Here is a 20,320-nt window from a genome sequence, read left to right as displayed (position 1 = left end):
CCATGACGGCGCTCACCGAGGCCGGCCTGCTCGCGGTCTGGGAGGCCGGGCTGGGGAAGGGGCCGGTGCGGCGCGCGCTGGCGCTCGCCACGGCGGGTGGCGCGGATCCGGCCTCGGTCGCCGATCTGTCCGTCGGGCGGCGCGAGGAGTTCGTCCTCGCGCTCCGGGAAACCTGCTTCGGCACGGTGCTCCCGTGCGCGGTGGACTGCCCGGAATGCGCCGGGGAGCTCGAACTCGAACTGACCGTCGACGACGTCCGCGCCGGGGAACCCGAGCAGGGCACCACGGTTTCGGCGGACGGGTTCGAGGTCGAGTTCCGGCCGGTCACCAGCCGGGACCTGCTGGCCGTGCCGGCGCGGGCCCCGGACGCGCGGCGGCGGCTCCTCGGCCGGTGCGTGGTCACGGCGACCGCGCACGGGGAAACGAAAACGGGCGACGAGCTGCCGGACACCGTGCTCGACGCCCTGTCCGGCGCGTTGGCGGCCTGCGATCCGCAGGCCGACCTCGCGCTGGAGCTGGACTGCGCGAGCTGCGGGCACGAGTGGCGCGCACCGTTCGACATCACGGCCTATCTGTGGGGAGAGATGGACACCTACGCCCGGCGGTTGCTCTACGACGTGCACGTCCTCGCCAGCGGATACGGCTGGTCGGAACGCGAGGTGCTCGCGGTGAGCCCGGCCCGCCGCCGCTTCTACCTGGAGCAGGTGACACCGTGACCGACTTCGCGAACCGCCTGCTCGGCAACGCGGGCGGAGCCACCATCCGCCCGCTGCTGCCGACGCTCTTCGAGCCGGTGACCGCACGGGAACCGGAACCGCTCCCGCCGATGGGCGCGGTCACCGTCGACCGTCCACACCGGACGGACAAGCCGGAAACCGCGGTCCCCGCGCGGCACCAGGACACGCCGTTGCCCTCGGTGACGTCGTTGCCCCACAAGGAAACATCGACGCCCGCCGCACCGCGACGCGAACCGCGGGTGGTGCCCACTCCGTCGCCCGCGGCCGGGCTGCCAGTCACGTCAGTAGAGTCCACTGTGGATGGACACCCGGTCGTGCCGCCGGGCCGGGTGCCGGAGATGCCCGCGGCCGTGGTGGCGCGGACCGTCTCGCGGGAGGTGCCGGTTCCCTTCCGGCACACCGAAACCCGGACGGTTCCGGTGACCACGCGGGAAATGGCCGAGCCGCCCGAACCGGTCTCGTATCCCGTCGTCGTTCCCGGCAGGGCGGACGCGGTGGAGCCGGAGCAGGCCGAGCGTCCCAGCGCCGGGCGGCCCGCGGTCCCGGCGCGCCGGAGCAGGAAGACCGCTCCTGCGGCGCGGCACGCGGAACCGGCCGCGGAACCGGTCGTGCACATCAGCATCGGCCGGGTCGAGGTCAAGGCCGCCGCGGATCCGGGGAAGAACACCGCGCCGAAACGGAAGGAAACCCCGAAACAGCCGGTACTCGGGCTCGCCGATTACCTGCGCGAGCGGGCGGGAGGTGGTTCGCGATGAGTGACGCACGAGCCATCGAGGCGGTCACCGAGACCCTGCAGATGATCATCCAGCGCGGTGTCAGCGAGGTCCGGTCCGGCGCGCTGGTCCGGGTTCTCCCGCCCCACGAGGTGGACACCGGCCAGCCGGAGCAGGTCAACCTGTATCTGTACCAGGTCGACGTGGCCGCCGGGCTGCGCAACGAGGATCCGCTGGACGTCCTGCCGGGCGAGACGGCCGATCCGGCGCTTCCCCTGGTGCTGCACTACCTCCTGACGCCGTACGTGCACGGCGGCGACGACCTGATCGCGCATCGCATGCTCGGCGGCGCGGTGCGCGCGGTGCACGAACATCCCGTGCTGAGCCGCGCCGACCTGCGGCATCTCCCGCACTACAGCGACGTCGACCAGCAGCTGGACCGGGTCCGGCTGACCTGGCAGCCGCTGGAGGAGAAGGACATCTTCTCGCTGTGGTCGGCCTTCCAGACGCCCTACCGGCTTTCGGCCGCGTTCGAGGCGCGGGTCGTGCTGATCGATTCCCGGCGGCAGCGCCGTACTCCGGTTCCGGTGCTCACCCGGGGCAAGAACGACACCGGCCCGGTCGCCGGCGGCAGCGTCGCCTCGCCGTTCCCGGAGCTGACCGACGCCGTTCCCGCGCACGGCCAGCCGTCCGCGAAACCCGGGGAAACCGTGACCCTGCGGGGAAAGAACCTCACCGCGGACACCGTGGAAGTCGTGCTCCGGCATCCGCTGGTGCCCGCGCCGGTCGTCGCCGACGTCGGGACCAGGTCCGCCACCGAAGTCCACTTCGGACTCACGCATCCCGGCAGCGATTATCCGGCGGGGTTGTGGTCGGTCGCGCTCCGGCTCACCTCGGGCACCGGGACCGACCGGAGCACCACCGTCACCAACGACGTCCCGCTCGCGATCGCGCCCACCGTCACGGCCGGGTTCGGGGGCACGGTGAACGGCGGGCCGAAGCACACGTTCGACCTCGACGTCACCTGTACGCCCGTGCCGTTGCCGGGACAGCCGGTGTTCCTGCTGCTCGGCTCCCACACCGCCGCGCCGGTCGTGGACACCCAGCACCCGAGGCCGCTCGACAGCCCGCGCTTCCACTTCACCGGCGTGGAGCCGGGCCGCTATCCGGCGCGGCTACGCGTCGGCGGGGTCGACAGCCAGCTGGTGAACCGCTCCGGCGAGCGTCCGGTGTTCGACGGTACGCAGGTGGTGACCGTGACATGACCGGTACCGATTGGGAAGCGGCCAACGCGTGGTTCCTGTCCGCGTCGCTCACCTGGCTGCGCCTGCTGCTGATCCAGCACAGCGACGTCCAGCACGGCGAGAACGGCATGACTCCGCCGGACGCCGTCGCGCCGAAGGAACCGCCACGCAGACGTCTTTTCGGCCGCCACGACGAACCGGCTCCCGCGCCGCCCGCACCTTCGGCGCCCCGGGAACGGGTGACCGCGGATCAGCTCGCCGCCGCGGCCGACGCCGTCCGGCAGGCCGAGGCGTCGAACCCGCCGCCGGCGCTCGTCGCGCTGGCCGAACGGCTGGAGCTGACCCGCTTCGAACGCGACACCCTGTTGCTGTGCGCCGCGGTCGAACTCGACCCCCCGATCGCCGCGCTTTGTGCCGCGGCGCAGGGGAACCCGGCGATGACCTACCCGACGTTCGGGCTGGCGATGAGCCTGTTGCCCGGCGCAGCGTGGGAAGTCGTGTCACCGCACCGCGGGCTGCGGTACTGGCGGCTGATCGAACTCACCGGACGCGCGGCGCAGGGCGTGGTCGGCAGCCCGCTGCGGGTGGACGAGCGGATCGTCAACTACCTCAAGGGGTTGAACCATCTCGACGACCGGCTGGCGCCGCTGGTCTCGCGGCTCGACCCGGCGGCGGGGACCGGGCTGCCGCCGTCGCAGCAGGCGGTCGTCGACGAGATCGGCAGGCACTGGCACGCGGCGGGCCCTGGCCCGGTCGTCCAGCTCGCGGGCGCGGACGAGCAGGGCAAGCGGCTCGTCGCGGCACACGCCGCCGTGAGCAGGGGCATGGTCGTCCAGCGGCTCTCCGCGACCCTGCTGCCCACCGCGCCCACCGAACTCGACGAGCTCGCGCGCCTGTGGCAGCGGGAAGCCCAGTTGCTGCCGCTCGCGCTGTATCTCGACGTCGAAGACGGCGGTGTCGTGGACTACGCCGGTCAGACCCACGCGTCGGTGACGCGGTTCCTGGGCCGGATCAGCTGTCCCACGGTTTTCGCGGCCAGGGAGAGCTGGTCGGAGCTGGGCAGGCAGTCGCTCGTGCTGGACGTCGAACCGCCGACGCCTGCCGAGCGGGTGGTGGCCTGGCGGTCCGTGCTGGGGCCGTCCGCGCCGCAGGCGGAGATCGATTCGCTCGCCGCGCAGTTCGCCCTCGAAGTGCCCGCGATCCTCGACGTCGCGGCCGTCTCCGGCGGAGACGCCGTCGAGGCATGGCGGGTGTGCCGGGCGCGTACCCGGCCGAGGATGGACTCGCTCGCCCAGCGGCTGGAGCCGAAGGTCGGCTGGGAGGACATCGTGCTGCCGCCGGACGGCCTGGCACTGCTGCGCCGGATCGCCGAGCAGGTCCCGCAGCGCGCCAAGGTGTACGACGCCTGGGGGTTCGGCGACCGGATCACCCGGGGGCTCGGGGTGAGCGTGCTGTTCGCCGGGCCGAGCGGGGTCGGCAAGACGATGGCCGCCGAGGTGCTCGCCCGGCAGCTGCGGCTGGACCTGTACCGGATCGACCTGTCCGCGGTGGTGAGCAAGTACATCGGCGAAACCGAGAAGAACCTGCGCAGGCTGTTCGACGCGGCGGAGGGCGGCGGCGCGATCCTGCTCTTCGACGAGGCCGACGCGTTGTTCGGCAAGCGGACCGAGGTCAAGGACTCCCACGACCGCTACGCCAACATCGAGATCAACTTCCTGCTGCAGCGCATGGAGGCCTACCGCGGCCTCGCGATACTGGCCACGAACATGCGCGGCGCACTGGACGGCGCGTTCCTGCGGCGGCTGCGGTTCATCGTCGACTTCTCCTTCCCCGGCACGGCCGAGCGCAAGGAGATCTGGCGGCGCGCCTTCCCGGAGAAGGCACCGCGCGAGGACCTCGACTTCGACCGGCTCGCCCAGCTGCAGACCTCGGGCGGGATGACCCGCAACATCGCGCTCAACGCCGCTTTCCTCGCCGCGGCAAGGGGTTCCGGCATCACCATGCCGATCGTGCTGGACGCGGCACGCGCCGAGTTCGAGAAGCTCGAACTGCCGACGCGCGCGCGGGACTTCGCATGGGAGGCGACGTCGTGAAGATCCACCTGCGCATCGACCGCGTCGTGCTCGACGGCGTCGGATCGCCGTCCGATTCGCGCGCGATCCATGAGGCGTTGCAAGCGGAACTGGCCCGGCTGGTCGCGACGGCGCCGTCCTCGGCGTGGTCCGAATCGCGGGGACAGCGGCGGGTCAGCGCGCCCGAAGTACGGCCCGGCTCGCCGGCCGCGCTGGGCAGGGACATCGCCGGATCGGTGTACCGGGCGGTGGGCCATGGGCACTGAACGTGTGACCCGGCCCGCCGGGCAGCCGGTGCACTGGCCGGACGCCGTCGCGCGGCACGCATGCGAGGCGGGGCAGGAGGTCCCCGCACAGGCCGGTCCGGGTGCGGCACTGCCGGGCCCGGTCCAGGAGCGGATGGGCGCGCGCTTCGGTCACGACTTCAGTGACGTGCGGGTGCACACCGGCGCGGACGCGGACGCGTCGGCGCGCGCGGTGGACGCGCAGGCCTACACCGTGGGCCGGGACGTCGTGTTCTCCCAGGGGACGTTCGCGCCGGAGACACGCGAAGGGGAGCGGCTGCTCGCCCACGAACTCGGCCACGTCGTCGAACAGCGCACCGGCTCGCACCGTCTGGCGCGGCAGGTGGCAGGCCAAGCGGTCGCCGCCCCGAACACCGGGCAGCGCGACTACGTCACCGCCGTGATCGCGTCGCTGCGCGGCGCCGCCGAGCACTACGGGGCGCGGGGCCCGATCGGCCCGCGTGACCAGCGCATCGCTCCGCTGGTGTCGATCGACCTCGCCGCCGTACCGGGAATGCTGCGGAACTGGCTGAAGGAGCGCGACGAGGCCGCGAAGATGATCACCACGCACCTCGACGGCGACCCGGTGCTCACCACTCAACTGCGCGAGGGCTACCGAGACGCCGTCCGCGCGGTGCTCACGTCGGCGAGTTCCCGGGTGCAGCGCGGCCAGCCCGGAGAGGTCCAGCGTCCCAGCACCGACGAGCTGTACCTCCAGCACCAGCAGCTCATCCACGACTGGGCGTGGCCGGAAGCGCAGCTGGACCCGCACCGCAACGAACTGCTCGACGCCCTCCCGGAAGCCGAACGCGCGCAGATCCGCGAGGACACCGCGGACGTGAACATCGGCGGGCTGGCGAACGTCTTCAGCCCGAACGCTCTGCTCCGCCCGCTGCCGAGGGGCACGACGATCACCCTTGGCCAGGGAATCCCGGTGGCGGCCCAGCCCGCGTTGCGCAATCTGGCCCAGTTCCTGGTCACCGAGCCACCCGTCATGCTCGGGGTCAACCGCACCACCACGTTGCGGCTCGACCTGAGCGCCCACGGCGGCACGCGGTCGACCTACCGGTTCACCCAGGTCCGGCACGCGGCCGTGAGGCGGCAGGCCGCCACGAGCGAGGTGCTCGTCGAACAGCTCGCCGCGCTCGGCCCGGAGCGGGACCGCACGCTGGTGCGGCCCGGCGGGCAGGAGCTGTTCGACCGGCACCGCTTCGTCCGCGATGCCAGCTGGACCAGCGGCACCGAGTACGCCCAGCTGCTCGGCGCGCTCGCCACGATCCCCGAATCCATGCTGGCCGGGCTCGACGGGATCAGGTTCCTCCGGGTCGCCGCGATTCCCGACGCCGCCGCGGAGTACCGCCTCGCCCCGCACGAGATCGCGGTGGCGGACAACGCGTTCGCCTCGGCCGGCGCGCTTCGCGCCTACCAGGGACCGCGGCAGGCCGCCCCCGACTTCGACCGGCTGATCGCGCACGAGATCGGGCACGCGATCGACCAGGCGGCGCTGCGGGGACCGCTGACGGCGTCGAACCAGGCGAAGGACGCCCAGAACGCCTTCCTTCGCCAGCACGGAACGCCCCGCCGCCGTGGCGGGTTCCTGATCCCGCCCGCGCAGGTGGCCGCCTGGAACCAGGTGCGGCAGGCCGAACGGGCCGCACGAACCGCGCTCGAGGCCGTCGATGCGGAATCCGGCGCGCGGTTCGACAACGGACAAGCCACCGACACCCTGCGACCCAGGACTCGCAACGACTTCCGTGACGCGGCGGGCCATGGCGGAGCGAGGCGGATCACGACCTACTCCGACAAGGGGTGGCGCGAGTACTACGCGGAGGCCTTCGCTCTCTACGTCACCGATCCCGAAGGGCTGAAACGACTGCGGCCGCACGTCTACGACTTCTTCGCCCGCCACCATCCCGACCCGGACCGGCTGCCATGAGGAGCACACGATGACGACGTTTCCCGAAGCGGGCAGGCCGGTGCGCGGCGGGTTCGTGCTGCTGAACCCGGAAGACAGCACGCCGATGAACACGATCCCGTTCCAGTTCAACCCGGACACGCTCACCAGGACGCTGCAGCCGCAGGGGATCGGGGGCGAGCCGGGGGACCGGCTGGAAGCGTTGCGGCTCAAGGGACCGCCGCACGAGACGTACAAGTTCGACGCCGAGTTCGACGCCACCGAGCATCCGGAGGCCTATCCCGACGGGCTGCTGCCGGTGCTCTCCGCGCTGGAGCTGACGATCTACCCGACCAGCGTTCAACTGTCCAATGAGGACGACCTGGCCGGTAAGGGACAGCTGGAGATCGCGCCCGTCGAGGCGCCGCTGCTGGTGCTGGTGCTCGGCCCCGGCCGGCTCGTGCCGGTGCGGATCACCGACTTCAGCGTCACCGAGGAGGCGTTCGACACCGCGCTCAGCCCGATCAGGGCGAAGGTGAGCGTCAGCGTGCGGGTGCTGACCGTGGACGACCTCGGGTATGTCCACAAAGGAGGGCGGCTCTACCTCGGCTACCAGGGCCAGAAGGAAACTTTCGCGAAGAAGGCCCAGCGGCCCATCGCCGACGTCGGCCTCACCACGATCTAGGAGACCGCCATGCTCGCCACCACCAGCCGGTACCAGGGGATCCCGACCGCCGTGCACGAGACCGCGGACGGCCGCAAGATCGTGTACCTGCGCCGCCGTATCCTGCCGCACCCCGAGGACCTCGCCCAGATCGGCGAGCACACGGTGAAACCGGGGGAGCGGCTGGACAACGTCGCCGCCAAGGAACTCGGCGACGCCGAACGGTTCTGGCAGGTCGCCGACGCCAACCGCGCGATGGACCCCGCCGCGCTGACCGTCCACCCCGGACGGAAGCTGCGGATCACCCTTGCCCCCGGCACCCCGGGCGGCAGCTTCCCGCTGGCGGTACCCGGCAATGGCTGAGAACATGCGGCTGCTCCTGCTGATCGGCGGGATCTTGCCGGAGAAGGCGCCGCACGAGGTGATCGAGGCGCTGCAGTCGGTCTCGGTGCACACCGGGACCGGGGAGCAGGGCGGATTCCAGCTGAGCTTCGCGGTGAGCAAGCGGTCGATGCTCACCACGACGCTGCTGCCGATGGGCTATTTCGACCCCGGCCGCCGCGTGGTGCTCGCCACGATCATCCGGGGCGAGCAGACCGTGGTGATGGACGGGATCATCACCCGCCAGGAGATCGGGCCCAGCGACACCCCCGGCGCCTCGACGCTGACGATCACCGGGCTGGACATGACCGCGGTGTTCGACATGGTCCACGTGGAGTTCACCTGGCCGGAACTGCCGTTGTTCGCGCAGGTCGACCTGATCTGCCTCAAGCACGCCATGTACGGGATCGCGCCGATCGCGGTCCCGTCGGTGTTCAACCCGGTCGAATCGGTCCTGCGCCGGAACAGCGTCCAGTCCGGCACCGATCTCGAGTACATCAGGGAGCTGGCGTCGAAGGCCGGGCACGTGTTCTTCGTCGAACCCGGGCCGGAGATCGGGACGAACATCGCCTACTGGGGCCCGGAAGCCCGGTTCGGGCTCATGCAGCCCGCGCTGTCGGTGAACATGGGGGCGGCGTCCAACACCGAATCGATGTCGTTCGCCTTCGACGGGCTGTCCGCCACCCAGTACTCGATCATCGAGGTGGAACCGCACACCGGCATCGGGTTCCCGATCCCGATCCCGGACGTCAGCCTGCTGCGCCCGCCGCTGGCCGCGCGGCCGGCGCTCAAGCTGAAGCACCAGAAGATCGATTTCGGCGCCAACAAGACCCTGCCCGAAGGGCTGCTCTACGGCCTCGCACACTCCGCGAAGTCGTCGGACGCGGTCAGCGGCCAGGGCAAGCTCGACGTCCTGCGCTACGGGCACGTGCTCAAGGCGCGGCGGCTGGTCGGCGTGCGCGGCGCCGGAACCGCTTACGACGGACTGTATTTCGTCACCAAGGTGACGCACGAGATCAAACGCGGCGAGTACAAGCAGAGCTTCTCGCTGAGCAGGGACGGGCTGGTGCCCCTTCTGGAACAGGTGAGCGCATGAGCGAAGCTTGCGAGCGAATCGAGGATGTCATGCGCCAAAAAGGATTGAACACAGTCTCATGGAATGAGGCGATCGCATGAGTGAGGTCGGCAAGTTCGTCGGGAAGTTCCGCGGCTCCGTGGTGTCCAATGTGGACCCGCTGCGGGAGGGTAGACTGCTGGTCAAGGTGGACGACGTGCTGGGTGCGATCCCGGCGTTCTGGGCGAGGGCGGCGACCCCGCTGGCGGGCACGGCCAGCGGCATGTTCGTCACCCCGCAGCCGAACGCCAAGGTGTGGGTCGAGTTCGAGCAGGGCGACCCCGAACGGCCGATCTGGACCGGGTTCCTGCGCGGCGGGCCCGAGGACATGCCTGCGGAGGCACTGGCGATGACGCCGGGCGTGCCCGCGGTGGTGCTGGCGACCTCGCCGCAGAACGCGATCTCGCTCAGCGACACCCCGGGGCCCGCGCCCGGCGGCATCCTGATCCGGCACGGCGCGGCGTTCATCGCGATCAACGACGCCGGGATCCAGATCTCGAACGGCCAGGGCGCGACGATCACGCTCGGACCCGGCCCGCTCGTCAACGTCAATCTCGGCGCGCTGACCGTGCTGACCTGAGGGGGTCGTGATGCCTGGCTTCATTCTCCATCAGGGCGCGGTGCTGACCTGCCCGCACGGCGGAAAGGTGACCGTGGTGCCCGTTTCACCGCCCCGCGTGCAGGTCACCGGGCTGCCGGTGCAGGCCGCCGCCGACCAGCTGACCGTCGCCGGCTGCACGGCGACGATCTGCGCCACCGTGCAGTGGCAGAACCTTTCGGCACGGGTCATGGTGAACGGCCAGCCGATCGCGTTGCAGGCCCCGCCGGGGCCGGGCAAGGGCGACGGCTCGTGCCTGCCGCCCTTGGTGCCGCCGCTCGTGCTCGCCATCCAGCCTCGTGTGATTGCGACGTGACCGCCATGAACAGTCCACTGTGGATAGACTTCCCGCTCCATTTCGACGCGCGCGGGCGCACCGCCGAGACGTCCTACGCCGATCACGTCCTCGACATGATCAAGCAGGTCCTGTTCACCACGCCGGGGGAGCGGGTGAACCGGCAGGACTTCGGCTGCGGGCTGCTCGACCTGGTCTTCGAGCCGAACAGCGTGGAACTGGCGGCGACGCTGCAGGCCACCACCGCCGGGGCGTTGCAGCGCTGGCTCGGGGACGTGATCACCGTGCAGCGGCTCGAGGTCACCGCCGAGGAATCGACCTTGCGGGTCGACCTGAGCTATGTGCTGGTCGAGACCGGCGAAGAACGCACCGAAGTCATCGAAGGGGGAATCCGATGACGTGCACCGAAGATCGTCGCATCACGAAGGCGCGCCGCGACGGCTACAACGGCATCGACACGATCAACGCCGACCAGGACCAGCTCACGGTGATCTTCTTCGGCAAGGCGCCCGAGGAGCTGACGCCGGAGAACTTCCGGATCGAGGGCGGCCGCCGCGTCACCGGGATCCTGGTGACGGACGTGAAGATCTGCGCCGAGGACGATCCCGAGCTCGAGGACCGGGTGATCCTCACGGTCGACCGGCCGGGAGATCTGTCGGTCTATCGGCTCTGCGTCGTGGAATCCGACGGCTGCGGACGCCCCGGCACCGAGCCCTACCCCGGATTCGATCCGCGCTATGCCTGTCTCGACTTCACCTTCGTCCGGTGCGACGACGTCGACTGTGGACGGTCCTGTGACTGTCCACAGAAGACTTACGACGAGCCGGAGATCGACTACCTCGCCAAGGACTACGCGAGCTTCCGGCAGCTGCTGCTCGACCGCCTGACGCTGACCACGCCCCGCTGGACCGAACGGCACGCCGCCGACATCGGCGTCACGCTCGTCGAACTGCTCGCCTACGAGGGCGATCGGCTCAGCTATCTCCAGGACGCCGTCGCCACCGAGGCCTATCTCGACACCGCCCGCGAGCGCGTCTCGATCCGCAGGCACACCCGGCTGGTCGACTACCCGATGCACGACGGCTGTGCCGCGCGGACGTGGGTCTGTGTCGACACCACTGAAGACGTCAAGGTCAAGACCGAGGATTTCCGGTTCGTCACGCTGCCCGACGGCGTGCTGCCCGGCCGTCCCGCTCTGTCCGAAAAGGACATGGAGCAACGGGGGATCCCGCCGCACGAGGTGTTCGAGCCGGTCGGGTCCGGTGAGGTCGTCTTCCGCCCCCGGCACTACGAGATCGACCTGTGGACCTGGGGCGACGTCGGCCGCTGCCTGCCCGAAGGCGCCACGTCCGCGACGCTGGTGGACAGCGCGCCCGGCAGCGAGGACCGCATCCTGCGCCTCGCACCGGGCGACGTGCTCGTGTTCGAGGAGATCGCCGGGGCGAAAACCGGCAACCCCGCGGACGCCGACCACACGCATTGCCAGGCCGTGCGCCTGACGTCGGTGTGCCGAACCCGCGACGAGCTGTACTGTCAGCCGCTGCTGGAAGTCGAGTGGGCGATCGAAGACGCATTGACGTTTCCCCTGTGCATCAACGCCCGGGGCGGTCCGAAGTGCGCCGACATCAAGGTCGGCGTCGCGCGCGGCAATGCCGTCCTCGTCGAGCACGGGAAGCGGTTCGCCGAGGAACTCGGCCCGGTCGAAGGACCGCCGGCCGGTGAACCCGGCTGCCCCGATCCGGTGTGCTTCGGCTGTCCCGGCGATCCCGGCCCGGTGGCCCGGCCCGCCTATCCGCCGCTGACCCCGAAGTTCGCCCCGGCACTGGGTGAGAAGCCGGTGACGCAGAGCGTTCCGTTCCCGGCCCCGGCGGACGTCGGCCACGCGCAGGCGCGGCGGCTGGCCGGGCTGCCGGACCGGGCGCGGGACCGGCTGCGCGAGATCCTGCGCGGCCTGCCCCACCACGGTGAACCGTCCACAAAGGACGTCGAGTACCTGACGACGTTGTTCGGTGCCGCGGTCCTGCACAAGCTCGACCTGGCCGAACATCCCCGGCGGGCCCTGCGCACGCTGCTCGCCCGGTTCGGCGAACTGCTGGCGCGCAAGCTCGAACGGCTGGACGAGCTGATCCGCCGCGCCCATTCCGGGCACGTCCTCGGGGCGGAGGACATCGGCTGGGAGATCGGCCAGGCCTGGGGCGAGGACGAAGGCAAGGAAATCGGCCCCGCGAGTCCGGCGTTCCACGGCCCCGCGATCCACGCCATCCGCACCGATCCGCGTGCCGCGCTCCCGGCGATCCGGTTGACCGGCAAGACCGGTGGCGTCTGGTCGCCCCGCCGGGACCTGCTCGACAGCGGGCCCGCGGACCGGCACTTCGTGGGCGAGACCGACGACGACACCGTCATGACGCTGCGCTTCGGGGACGGCCGCAATGGCGCGATTCCGGCGCCCGGAACCGTATTCGACGCGCATTACCGGGTCGGCAACGGTGTCGCGGGCAACGTCGGGCGCGGCGTGCTCAGCCGCATCGTGTTCGGCGAGCTCCACCAGAGCGGGATCCGGCTGGTCCGCAACCCGCTGCCCGCGACGGGCGGCACCGATCCGGAACCGGTCGCCGAGGTGCGGCAGCGCGCGCCGCTGGAGGTCCGGCACCGGCTGCTGCGGGCGATCACCGCCGACGACTACGCGCGGCTGGCCGAGACGGTGCCCGGCATCCAGCGGGCCGCCGGGGATCTGCGCTGGACCGGCAGCTGGTACGAGGCACAGGTCGCGATCGACCCGCTGGGCGCGGAGGTCGCCCCGGCCCGGCTGCTCGACCAGGTGCGCGGCGCGCTGCACCCGTACCGGCGGATCGGCCACGACCTGTCCGTCGCCACGGCCACCCTGGTCCCGATCCACCTCGGCCTGTGCGTGGAGGTCCGGCCGGACTTCATCGCCGGGCACGTCCGCGCCGCCGTGCTGCGCGCGCTCGTGCCGGCACCGGGGGCACCCGCGCATCCGGCACCGCTGTTCCACCCGGACAACCTCACCTTCGGCACCCCGGTGCGGGTGAGCCGGGTGGTCGCGGCGGCCGCCGCGGTGCCGGGCGTGCGCAGCGTGCGGGTCACCCGGCTGCACCGGCTCTTCGGGATGCCCGGTGACGCGCTCGAACGCGGCCTGCTGGCGATCCGGCCGCTGGAAGTGGCCCAGCTCGACAACGACCGCTCCCGGCCGGAAAACGGCCGTATCGATCTGGAAGTGAGGGGTGGGCGATGAACTGCGACTGCCGGAACGACTGCGGCGGCTGCTGCGCCGGTGTCGAAGCCGTGACCCCGGTGCCGTCGTACAACCGGCCGGGACTGCCCGCGCTGTCCTACCGGGCGGGCACGCACGGCCGGTTCCGCGAGTCCATGCTGGCCCGGCTGTCGAGCAGGCGGGCACTGGACGGCCTCGGCACGCGGGACCCCGACGATCCGTCGATCGCGCTGCTGGACTGCTGGGCACTCGTCGGCGACGTGCTCACCTTCTACACCGAGCGCATCGCGAACGAGGGCTATCTGCGGACCGCGACCGAACAGGAATCGCTGGACCGGCTGGGCAGGCTCGTCGGCTACACACCGCGTCCCGCGCTGGGGTCGACCACCTACCTCGCCTACACCCTCGACGAGGGCAAGCAGGCGGTGCTCCCGGCGGGCTCGGGCGCGAAGAGCGTGGCCGAGCAGGGCGGGCTGCCGCAGACCTTCGAGACCACCGAGGAACTCGTCGCGCGCGGGGAATGGAACGCGCTCGCCGTGCGCCGCACCGATCCGCCGGACATCGTGTTCGTCCGGTCGCCGACGTCCTCGGACGTGCCGGGCGACGTCACGAAGATCCCCGGCCTGACCGTGGCCGGGACCAAGGCGCCGCTGAAGGGCGGGGACCGGCTGCTGTTCGTGTTCGGCCAGGACAAGGCCACCGGGGCCGAGGGCGTCGACACGGCGGTGCGGGTGGTGAAGGAGTCCAAACCGGACTTCACCGCCGACAAGACCGCGATCACGCTCGTCACCGCGGGCGCGTCCAGCCCGTTCGTCACGGCGGTCAACGCGCTCAAAGCGGCGATCCGCCGGGCCGAAGGCCGCGACATCGTCAAGAACGACCCCGACGCGAAGGATGTCGACAAGTCGCTGCTGGCGCCGTTGCTGCAGTTCCTCGAACCGCCGGACCCGGCCACCCCGGCGAGGACCCCGGAGGACGTGCTCGACGGCGTTCCGTCCTATTTGGACGACCTGCGGGAGCGGCGCGCGTTCGCCGAACTGCGGGAGGGCTGTGGTGTCCGGAAGTGGTTCCGTGCGGACATCGAGGCCGTCCTGACCGCCGGGGACGCGCTGGTGGCGCTGGCGAACCAGCTCACCCGGCGCACCCCGGACGAACTCACCCGGCTGCGGCGGCTGGCCCGCGACGCCGTCTGCCCGCCGTGTGACTGCGGGGGCAAGGCCGAGGGGACCGCGAACGGCGGATGTTGCTGCGGATGTAAGGAACGCAAGGACTGCGACCGGGCCGCCGCGCTCGTCGCGCTCACCCCGATGCTGCCCGCCCTGCGCAAAGCGCCGTCGCGCCCGCCGCGGCGGTCCCGTGATCTCGAAGTCGCGGTGGCGGACCAGTTCCGCGCCGACGCGGACGTCCACCCGAAACTGCTGATCGCCGCGTCCCCGCGGCTCGGCCCGAATCTGCATCGCGCGTGGGCGAACGAAGTCCTCACCGCGCCGCTCGCGGTATCGGACGTGCAAGTGTTGCGCGTCAAGGCCGTCACGGCCGATACCGACGTCAAGACCGGCAAGCTCACCCTCGACGCGGTGTACGAAGGGATTCTCCCGGGCAGCCGGATCGTCCTGGAGGCCGACAGCGGCGCGCCGTTGGTCGCGATGGTGACGGACAGCAGACAGGGCACGCGCGCGATCCCGGTGCCGGGTGCGCCGAAGGACGCGCCTCCCGTGACGGTCCCGGCCACGGTGCTCACGATCACCGGGATCACCCTCGCCGACAAGACCAAGTACGTCGTATGGGCGAAGGGAGAGTCGCTGACACCGCTCGGCGAGGCCATCACCGATCCGGTCGGCGGGCACGAGATCCCGCTGGAGCGGATGTACGAGGGCCTCACGCCGGGCCGCTGGCTCGTCGTCTCCGGCGAACGCGCCGACGTACCGCACACCAGCGGGGTCAAGGCGAGTGAACTCGCGATGCTCGCCGGGATCCGGCAGTCCGCCGACCCGGCGAAGCGCGGCAGTTCGGCGCGGTCCGTGCTCTTCCTCGCCAACGACCTCGCCTACACCTACAAACGCGACACCGTCACGTTGTCCGCCAACGTCGTCGCCGCCACGCAGGGGGAGAGCCGCACCGAACGGCTCGGCAGCGGGAACTCCGGCCAGGCCGGGCAGACCTTCAAGCTGGCGCAGGTGAGCGAACGCGCTCCGCTGACCTTCTCGCCGTCGGACAATCCGCTCGGGGCCGAGGATTCGCTGACCGTGCGGGTCGGCGGAGTCGCCTGGCACGACGTCGACAGCCTGATCTTCTCGGGACCGACCGCGCACGACTACACGCTGCGGATCGGGACCGACAAGACGGCGTCGGTCTCCTTCGGCGACGGCGTGCACGGCGCCCGGCTGCCGTCGGGCACGGAGAACGTCACTGCCGAATACCGCACCGGGGCGGGCAGCGCGGGCAACGTCGCGGCGGGCAAGATCACCCAGCCCGCCACGCAGCCCGCCGGGGTCAGCGGGGTGACGAACCCGCTGCCAGCCACGGGCGGCGCGGACGGCGACGGCCCTGCCGACGCCCGGATCACCACCCCGCTGCGGATGCTCGCGCTCGACCGGCTCGTCTCGGTACAGGACTACACCGACTTCACCCGGGCGCGGGCGGGAATCGGCAAGGCCGACGCGCGCAAGCTGAACGACGGGCGGCGGGAACTCGTGCACGTGACCATCGCCGGGATCGGCGACGTGCCGATCGACCCGTCCTCGGGGCTGTTCGGCTCGCTGGAGGCGGCGCTCGCGCGGTTCGGCGACCTCGGGGTGCCGGTCGAGGTCGCGGTGCGGGATCAGGTGCTGATCGTGCTGCGTGCCGGGATCAAGGTGCTCCCGGACTATTCCTGGGATCTCGTGCAGCCCGCCGTGCTCGCGGCGGTGCGGGCCGAACTCGGTTTCGCCGCGCGGGAACTGGGCGAGTCCGCGCATCTGTCCGACGTCGTCTCGGTGATCCAGGCGGTGCCCGGGGTGGACTACGTCGACGTCGACCTGTTCCACGGTATCCAGGGCGATGTCAGCCCGCTGGAGCTCGCGACGATCGTGGACGATCTGGACCTCGTCGACACCGCGATCCCGGCTTTGCCCGCGCGGTACGACGAGGTCGCGCTGGACTCCGAAAAGGACGGTCCGTTCCGCAGCCTCACCCACGTCGCACAGCAGCACGGCCTGACCGTTGACGAACTGGTCGCGCTCAACCCCGGGCTGACCGGTACCGATCTGTTCTCGGTGCGCAAACTGACCGTGTTCCGCGGGATCCGCCCCGCACAGCTCGCCGTGCTCCCGGCCGGGGTGCCGGAAGCCCTCACCCTGCGGAGGATCCCGTGACCCGCAAGCCCGACCGGCTCTACGAGCTGCTGCCCCGCTACGACCGGATCCGCGACCTCGAACAGGGCGGCCCGCTCCAGGCACTGCTCGGGGTCGTCACCGAACAGGCCGACATCATCGACGCCGACCTCCGGCAGCTCTACACCGACTGGTTCATCGAGACCTGCCAGGACTGGGTCACGCCCTATCTCGGCGACCTCGTCGGCTACCGGATGCTGCCCGGCGCGGACGAGGCGCTCACCGCGGACAGCGAGGCGGGCCGCCGGCTGCTGGCCGCGATCGCCTCGCGCCGGGACGTCGCGCACACCGTCCGCAACCGGCGTCGCAAGGGCACCCTGGCGTTGCTCGAAGCCCTCGCCGCCGACGTCGCGGGCTGGCCCGCCCGCGCTGTCGAATTCCGCAGGCTGCTCGGTGTCACGCAGTCGGTCCGGCTGCACGGCCGGGATCCGAGGGCCGACCGGCGGCGGCTGCACCGGGGCAGGCTCACCGATCTCCACGACGTCGATGCGCTGGACCGGCTCGACGGGCCGTTCGACTCGCTCGCGCACACCGCCGACGTCCGGCGGATCACCAGCGAGCGTTCGCCGGGGCGTTTCGACATTCCCGAAGTCGGTCTCTACCTTTGGCGGATCCGGCCGTACTCGGTCACGAAAAGCCCGGCCTACTGTGAGGATCGCGCTCGCACGCATTTCACGTTCAGCATCCTCGGCAACGACACACCGCTGATCACGAAGCCGCCCGAAGGCGGGCCGGACGTCTCGCCGACCGAGGTCGCGGGGGAGACCGACGTGCCCGCGTTCATCCGCCGTCGCGCGTTCGCCGAGCGCACCGCGAACTATTACGGCCCCGGCAAGAGCCTGTGTATCTACCGGGACGGCGGTAAGGCGGTGCCGCTGGACGAGATCGTCCCGGCGGACCTGACCGGCTGGCGATACCGGCCGAAGCGCGGGCAGGTCGCTGTCGACCCGGTGCTCGGCCGGATCGCGTTCCCCGCGCGGACGGCACCGGACACCGGAGTGTGGGTTTCCTATCACTACGGCCTTTCCGACGATCTGGGCGGCGGTGAGTATCCGCGTCCGATCGGTCCCGATCCCCGGAAGCCGTATCAGGTGGGGCCCGGCGACCGGATCATGGACGCGGTCAAGCTCTGGCGCGAGGAAAAGGCCACCGACCCGGCCAAACAGGAGGCGGTGATCGAGCTGACCGGGTCCGTCGCGTATTCGGAACAGCTCGAGATCCAGCTCGATCGCGGCGACCGGCTGACCCTGCGGGCCGCGCAGGGCGCCCGGCCGGTGCTGCGGCTGCTCGACTGGTACAGCAATCGCCCCGACGCCCTGCGTGTCCTCGGCCCGGAAGACGAGGAAGAAGACTGCGCGCGGCCGCTGCCGAAGATCGTGTTCGACGGGCTGCTGATCACCGGGCGCAGCGTGCGGGTCCAGGGTGCGGTCGGACAGGTGGTGATCCGGCATTCCACGCTGGTGCCCGGCTGGTCGCTGGACGAACGGTGCTGCCCGGAACACGAGGAGGAGGCGGGCATCGAGCTGTCGGACACCCCGGCGTGCCTTCAGGCCGAGCACAGCATCATCGGCTCGATCCTGGTCAATGTGGACGAGGTGCACGGCGAGCCCAACCAGATCTGGCTCTCCGACAGCGTTCTCGACGCCACGCGCACCGATCTCGCCGCGCTGTCCGCCCCGGAGGACCGGCACGCGCACGCCGTGTTCAACGCCCGGCGCAGCACGGTGTTCGGCAGGGTGTGCACGCACGCCGTCGGCTTGCTGGAGAACTCCATTGTGGACGGTGAGGTGCACGTCGCGCGGCGGCAGTCCGGCTGTGTCCGGTTCTGCTGGCTGCCCGAAGATTCGTGCACACCACCGCAATTCCACTGTGTACACGGGGAACCGCCGCCGTTCACCAGCACCCGGTACGGCACCCCCGGTTATGCCCAGCTCGCGCCGGGCTGCCGGGACGAGATCCGGCGCGGTGCCGAGGACGGCTCCGAACCCGGGGTGTTCCACGACCTTTTCCAGCCCCAGCGCGAAGACAACCTGAAGCTGCGCATCGCCGAATACACGCCAGCCGGCTGCGATGCCGGAATCCTGATCGTCACCTAGGAGAACGCCATGCAAGCCGACCTTTCCCGTGTCACCTTCGACGCGGCCAAGCACTTCTCCGCCGTGCTGTCCCAGCAGGGCCGGGTCCAGCTCGACGCCGACTTCAACGAGCAGGCGGCGATCCTGCTGCACCAGCTGCGCACCACGGTCGCCGACCTGATCGGCGCCGCCGGGGCGCCCGCGAACGCGGCCGGGTTCGCCATCAAGCCCATCCCCGATCCCGACGCCGACAAGGCGATCACCGATCTCGAGATCGGCCCCGGCCGCATGTATGTCGACGGGATCCTCGCCGAGAACGAGAATCCGGTCCGGTACTGGAAACAGCCGGACGGCTACCTCGAAACCGACGCCGACGGCGACCGGCTCCCGCAGAAGACGCCCTACGTCGTGTACCTGCGGGTGTGGGAACGGCTGGTGACCGCGTTGCAGGACCCGGCGATCCGCGAAGTCGCGCTGGGCGATCCCGGCCCGGACACCGCCGCCCGCGCCAGGGTCGTCTGGCAGGTCGCCCGGCGGGATTTCCCGAACTTGACCTTCGAGACCGCGCCCGGGGAGTTGAAGAAGTGGCTGGACGGGCTGAACCCCAGCCGCGGGCTCCTGACCGCGCGGGCGCTGCGCCCGCGTGACGTCGAGGAAAAACCGTGCGATCTGTCGCCGGAAGCCCGGTTCCGTGGCCCGGAGAACCAGCTTTATCGTGTCGAGGTCCACACCGGCGGAACCGCCTGGCGGGATTCGAACACCAAGGGCACCTTTCTTTCCGGGGCGACGTTCAAGTGGTCACGGGAAAACGCGTCCGTGGTCTTCCCGGTCCTCTCGGTGTCCGATCAGGACATCAAGCTCGCCACCCTCGGCCGCGACGGCAAACTGGCCCTCGAAGTGGGAGACTGGGTCGAACTCGTCGACGACGCCACCGCCGCCCGCGTCGCCGACGACGTCCCCCTGACCGGCCCCGTACGCGCCGCACCACCACTGCGCCGCGTGATCGCCATCGACGCTGCGGATCGTCTGGTCACTGTGGACAGTCCTTTCGAGACGGATGACTGTGGCCCCGGCACGCGCACCGACCGGCATCCCTTGCTACGGCGCTGGGACCACACGTCGCCGGCGAACTACGGAACCCGCAAGACCGAAGTCGTCTCCGACGGCGCGCTCCCGATCGTCGAAGGCGACTGGATCGACCTCGAGGACGGCGTCCAGGTCATGTTCACGGCGCCCCCGAAGCCTCCGGGCGCGGCCGACGCCGACGCGGTTTCGCGCGGCACCTACCGCCGGGGCGACTACTGGCAGGTCCCCGCGCGCACGATCACCGGCGACGTGGAATGGCCGGACAACCCCGACGGCAGCCCCGCCGCGCGGCTCCCGCACGGCGTCGACTACCACTACGTTCCGCTGGCTTTCGTCGACACCGCCGGTGCCGCCAAGGACCTGCGGCCGAAGTTCGCGGCGGGCGCCACCCCGGTCTGGCCGCCTGCTACCCCTCTCGCCCCGGAGCCCGCCGCCGCACCACCCGCCACGTCCAGCCGCTCGAAGTCGCGCCCCGCCTCCCGCGAGTGACTCCGACGCGGCCGCGGGCGCGCGGTGCGGGGATGTCGCGAACGACGCGTAAGGGACGCTCAACGTCCCCA

16 protein-coding genes are annotated in these 20,320 nt (G+C 71.1%); all 16 read left to right on the top strand.

Annotated features, from left to right (window positions below; genetic code table 11):
- Positions 1 to 2: 2 nt before the first annotated feature.
- The 16 genes from ACFWX1_RS15690 (at position 3) to ACFWX1_RS15615 (ending at position 20,249) form a co-directional block, all read left to right on the top strand.
- Entirely contained in the window at positions 3 to 716 is a 714-nt protein-coding gene (locus ACFWX1_RS15690; RefSeq protein WP_378387762.1) for a hypothetical protein, read from the top strand.
- Positions 713 to 1,492: a hypothetical protein gene (locus ACFWX1_RS15685; RefSeq protein WP_378387760.1), complete on the top strand. Its 780-nt coding sequence runs from the start codon at positions 713 to 715 to the stop codon at positions 1,490 to 1,492. Before ACFWX1_RS15690 ends, ACFWX1_RS15685 begins: the two co-directional genes overlap by 4 nt.
- Positions 1,489 to 2,715, top strand: a complete 1,227-nt coding sequence (locus tag ACFWX1_RS15680; protein WP_378387759.1) for a DUF4255 domain-containing protein — start codon at positions 1,489 to 1,491, stop codon at positions 2,713 to 2,715. The genes ACFWX1_RS15685 and ACFWX1_RS15680 overlap by 4 nt, the downstream gene beginning before the upstream one ends.
- The gene (locus ACFWX1_RS15675; protein ID WP_378387757.1) at positions 2,712 to 4,787 is read left to right on the top strand and encodes an ATP-binding protein; all 2,076 of its coding nucleotides are present in this window, start codon (positions 2,712 to 2,714) and stop codon (positions 4,785 to 4,787) included. Before ACFWX1_RS15680 ends, ACFWX1_RS15675 begins: the two co-directional genes overlap by 4 nt.
- Positions 4,769 to 5,032 carry a hypothetical protein gene (locus tag ACFWX1_RS15670; protein ID WP_378387755.1) on the top strand — a complete coding sequence of 88 codons (264 nt, stop codon included), beginning with the start codon at positions 4,769 to 4,771 and terminating at the stop codon, positions 5,030 to 5,032. The genes ACFWX1_RS15675 and ACFWX1_RS15670 overlap by 19 nt, the downstream gene beginning before the upstream one ends.
- Complete coding sequence (locus tag ACFWX1_RS15665) at positions 5,022 to 6,986, top strand: DUF4157 domain-containing protein (protein ID WP_378387754.1); 1,965 nt, start codon at positions 5,022 to 5,024, stop codon at positions 6,984 to 6,986. The genes ACFWX1_RS15670 and ACFWX1_RS15665 overlap by 11 nt, the downstream gene beginning before the upstream one ends.
- Positions 6,987 to 6,996: 10 nt before the next feature.
- Positions 6,997 to 7,629 (top strand): hypothetical protein, encoded by a 633-nt coding sequence (locus tag ACFWX1_RS15660; RefSeq protein WP_378387752.1) that lies wholly within the window; start codon positions 6,997 to 6,999, stop codon positions 7,627 to 7,629.
- A gap of 9 nt (positions 7,630 to 7,638) precedes the next feature.
- Entirely contained in the window at positions 7,639 to 7,971 is a 333-nt protein-coding gene (locus ACFWX1_RS15655; RefSeq protein WP_378387751.1) for a LysM domain-containing protein, read from the top strand.
- Positions 7,964 to 9,085: a hypothetical protein gene (locus tag ACFWX1_RS15650; RefSeq protein ID WP_378387749.1), complete on the top strand. Its 1,122-nt coding sequence runs from the start codon at positions 7,964 to 7,966 to the stop codon at positions 9,083 to 9,085. Before ACFWX1_RS15655 ends, ACFWX1_RS15650 begins: the two co-directional genes overlap by 8 nt.
- Before the next feature lie 76 nt (positions 9,086 to 9,161).
- Complete coding sequence (locus ACFWX1_RS15645) at positions 9,162 to 9,683, top strand: phage baseplate assembly protein V (RefSeq protein ID WP_378387747.1); 522 nt, start codon at positions 9,162 to 9,164, stop codon at positions 9,681 to 9,683.
- Positions 9,684 to 9,693: 10 nt separating this feature from the next.
- A complete protein-coding gene (locus ACFWX1_RS15640; protein ID WP_378387746.1) occupies positions 9,694 to 10,017 on the top strand; it encodes a hypothetical protein in 324 nt (107 codons plus the stop codon).
- A 5-nt stretch (positions 10,018 to 10,022) separates the two neighbouring features.
- Entirely contained in the window at positions 10,023 to 10,394 is a 372-nt protein-coding gene (locus ACFWX1_RS15635) for a GPW/gp25 family protein (protein WP_378387744.1), read from the top strand.
- A complete protein-coding gene (locus tag ACFWX1_RS15630; protein ID WP_378387743.1) occupies positions 10,391 to 13,249 on the top strand; it encodes a putative baseplate assembly protein in 2,859 nt (952 codons plus the stop codon). Before ACFWX1_RS15635 ends, ACFWX1_RS15630 begins: the two co-directional genes overlap by 4 nt.
- Entirely contained in the window at positions 13,246 to 16,581 is a 3,336-nt protein-coding gene (locus ACFWX1_RS15625; RefSeq protein WP_378387742.1) for a putative baseplate assembly protein, read from the top strand. Before ACFWX1_RS15630 ends, ACFWX1_RS15625 begins: the two co-directional genes overlap by 4 nt.
- Positions 16,578 to 18,695: a hypothetical protein gene (locus ACFWX1_RS15620; protein WP_378387741.1), complete on the top strand. Its 2,118-nt coding sequence runs from the start codon at positions 16,578 to 16,580 to the stop codon at positions 18,693 to 18,695. Before ACFWX1_RS15625 ends, ACFWX1_RS15620 begins: the two co-directional genes overlap by 4 nt.
- Before the next feature lie 9 nt (positions 18,696 to 18,704).
- Positions 18,705 to 20,249 (top strand): DUF6519 domain-containing protein, encoded by a 1,545-nt coding sequence (locus ACFWX1_RS15615; protein WP_378387740.1) that lies wholly within the window; start codon positions 18,705 to 18,707, stop codon positions 20,247 to 20,249.
- Positions 20,250 to 20,320 lie beyond the last annotated feature (71 nt).

This window comes from Amycolatopsis sp. NPDC059021, assembly GCF_042739895.1.
Lineage (GTDB): Bacteria > Actinomycetota > Actinomycetes > Mycobacteriales > Pseudonocardiaceae > Amycolatopsis.
Note: the sequence above shows the minus strand (reverse complement) of the source record. Positions and strands in the feature narration are given on the sequence as shown.

Coding starts and splice junctions, on each gene's coding strand:
- ACFWX1_RS15690 (WP_378387762.1), top strand. CDS start 3: ATGACGGCGCTCACCGAGGCCGGCCTGCTCGCGGTCTGGGAGGCCGGG.
- ACFWX1_RS15680 (WP_378387759.1), top strand. CDS start 1,489: ATGAGTGACGCACGAGCCATCGAGGCGGTCACCGAGACCCTGCAGATG.
- ACFWX1_RS15675 (WP_378387757.1), top strand. CDS start 2,712: ATGACCGGTACCGATTGGGAAGCGGCCAACGCGTGGTTCCTGTCCGCG.
- ACFWX1_RS15670 (WP_378387755.1), top strand. CDS start 4,769: ATGGGAGGCGACGTCGTGAAGATCCACCTGCGCATCGACCGCGTCGTG.
- ACFWX1_RS15665 (WP_378387754.1), top strand. CDS start 5,022: ATGGGCACTGAACGTGTGACCCGGCCCGCCGGGCAGCCGGTGCACTGG.
- ACFWX1_RS15660 (WP_378387752.1), top strand. CDS start 6,997: ATGACGACGTTTCCCGAAGCGGGCAGGCCGGTGCGCGGCGGGTTCGTG.
- ACFWX1_RS15655 (WP_378387751.1), top strand. CDS start 7,639: ATGCTCGCCACCACCAGCCGGTACCAGGGGATCCCGACCGCCGTGCAC.
- ACFWX1_RS15650 (WP_378387749.1), top strand. CDS start 7,964: ATGGCTGAGAACATGCGGCTGCTCCTGCTGATCGGCGGGATCTTGCCG.
- ACFWX1_RS15645 (WP_378387747.1), top strand. CDS start 9,162: ATGAGTGAGGTCGGCAAGTTCGTCGGGAAGTTCCGCGGCTCCGTGGTG.
- ACFWX1_RS15640 (WP_378387746.1), top strand. CDS start 9,694: ATGCCTGGCTTCATTCTCCATCAGGGCGCGGTGCTGACCTGCCCGCAC.
- ACFWX1_RS15635 (WP_378387744.1), top strand. CDS start 10,023: ATGAACAGTCCACTGTGGATAGACTTCCCGCTCCATTTCGACGCGCGC.
- ACFWX1_RS15630 (WP_378387743.1), top strand. CDS start 10,391: ATGACGTGCACCGAAGATCGTCGCATCACGAAGGCGCGCCGCGACGGC.
- ACFWX1_RS15625 (WP_378387742.1), top strand. CDS start 13,246: ATGAACTGCGACTGCCGGAACGACTGCGGCGGCTGCTGCGCCGGTGTC.
- ACFWX1_RS15615 (WP_378387740.1), top strand. CDS start 18,705: ATGCAAGCCGACCTTTCCCGTGTCACCTTCGACGCGGCCAAGCACTTC.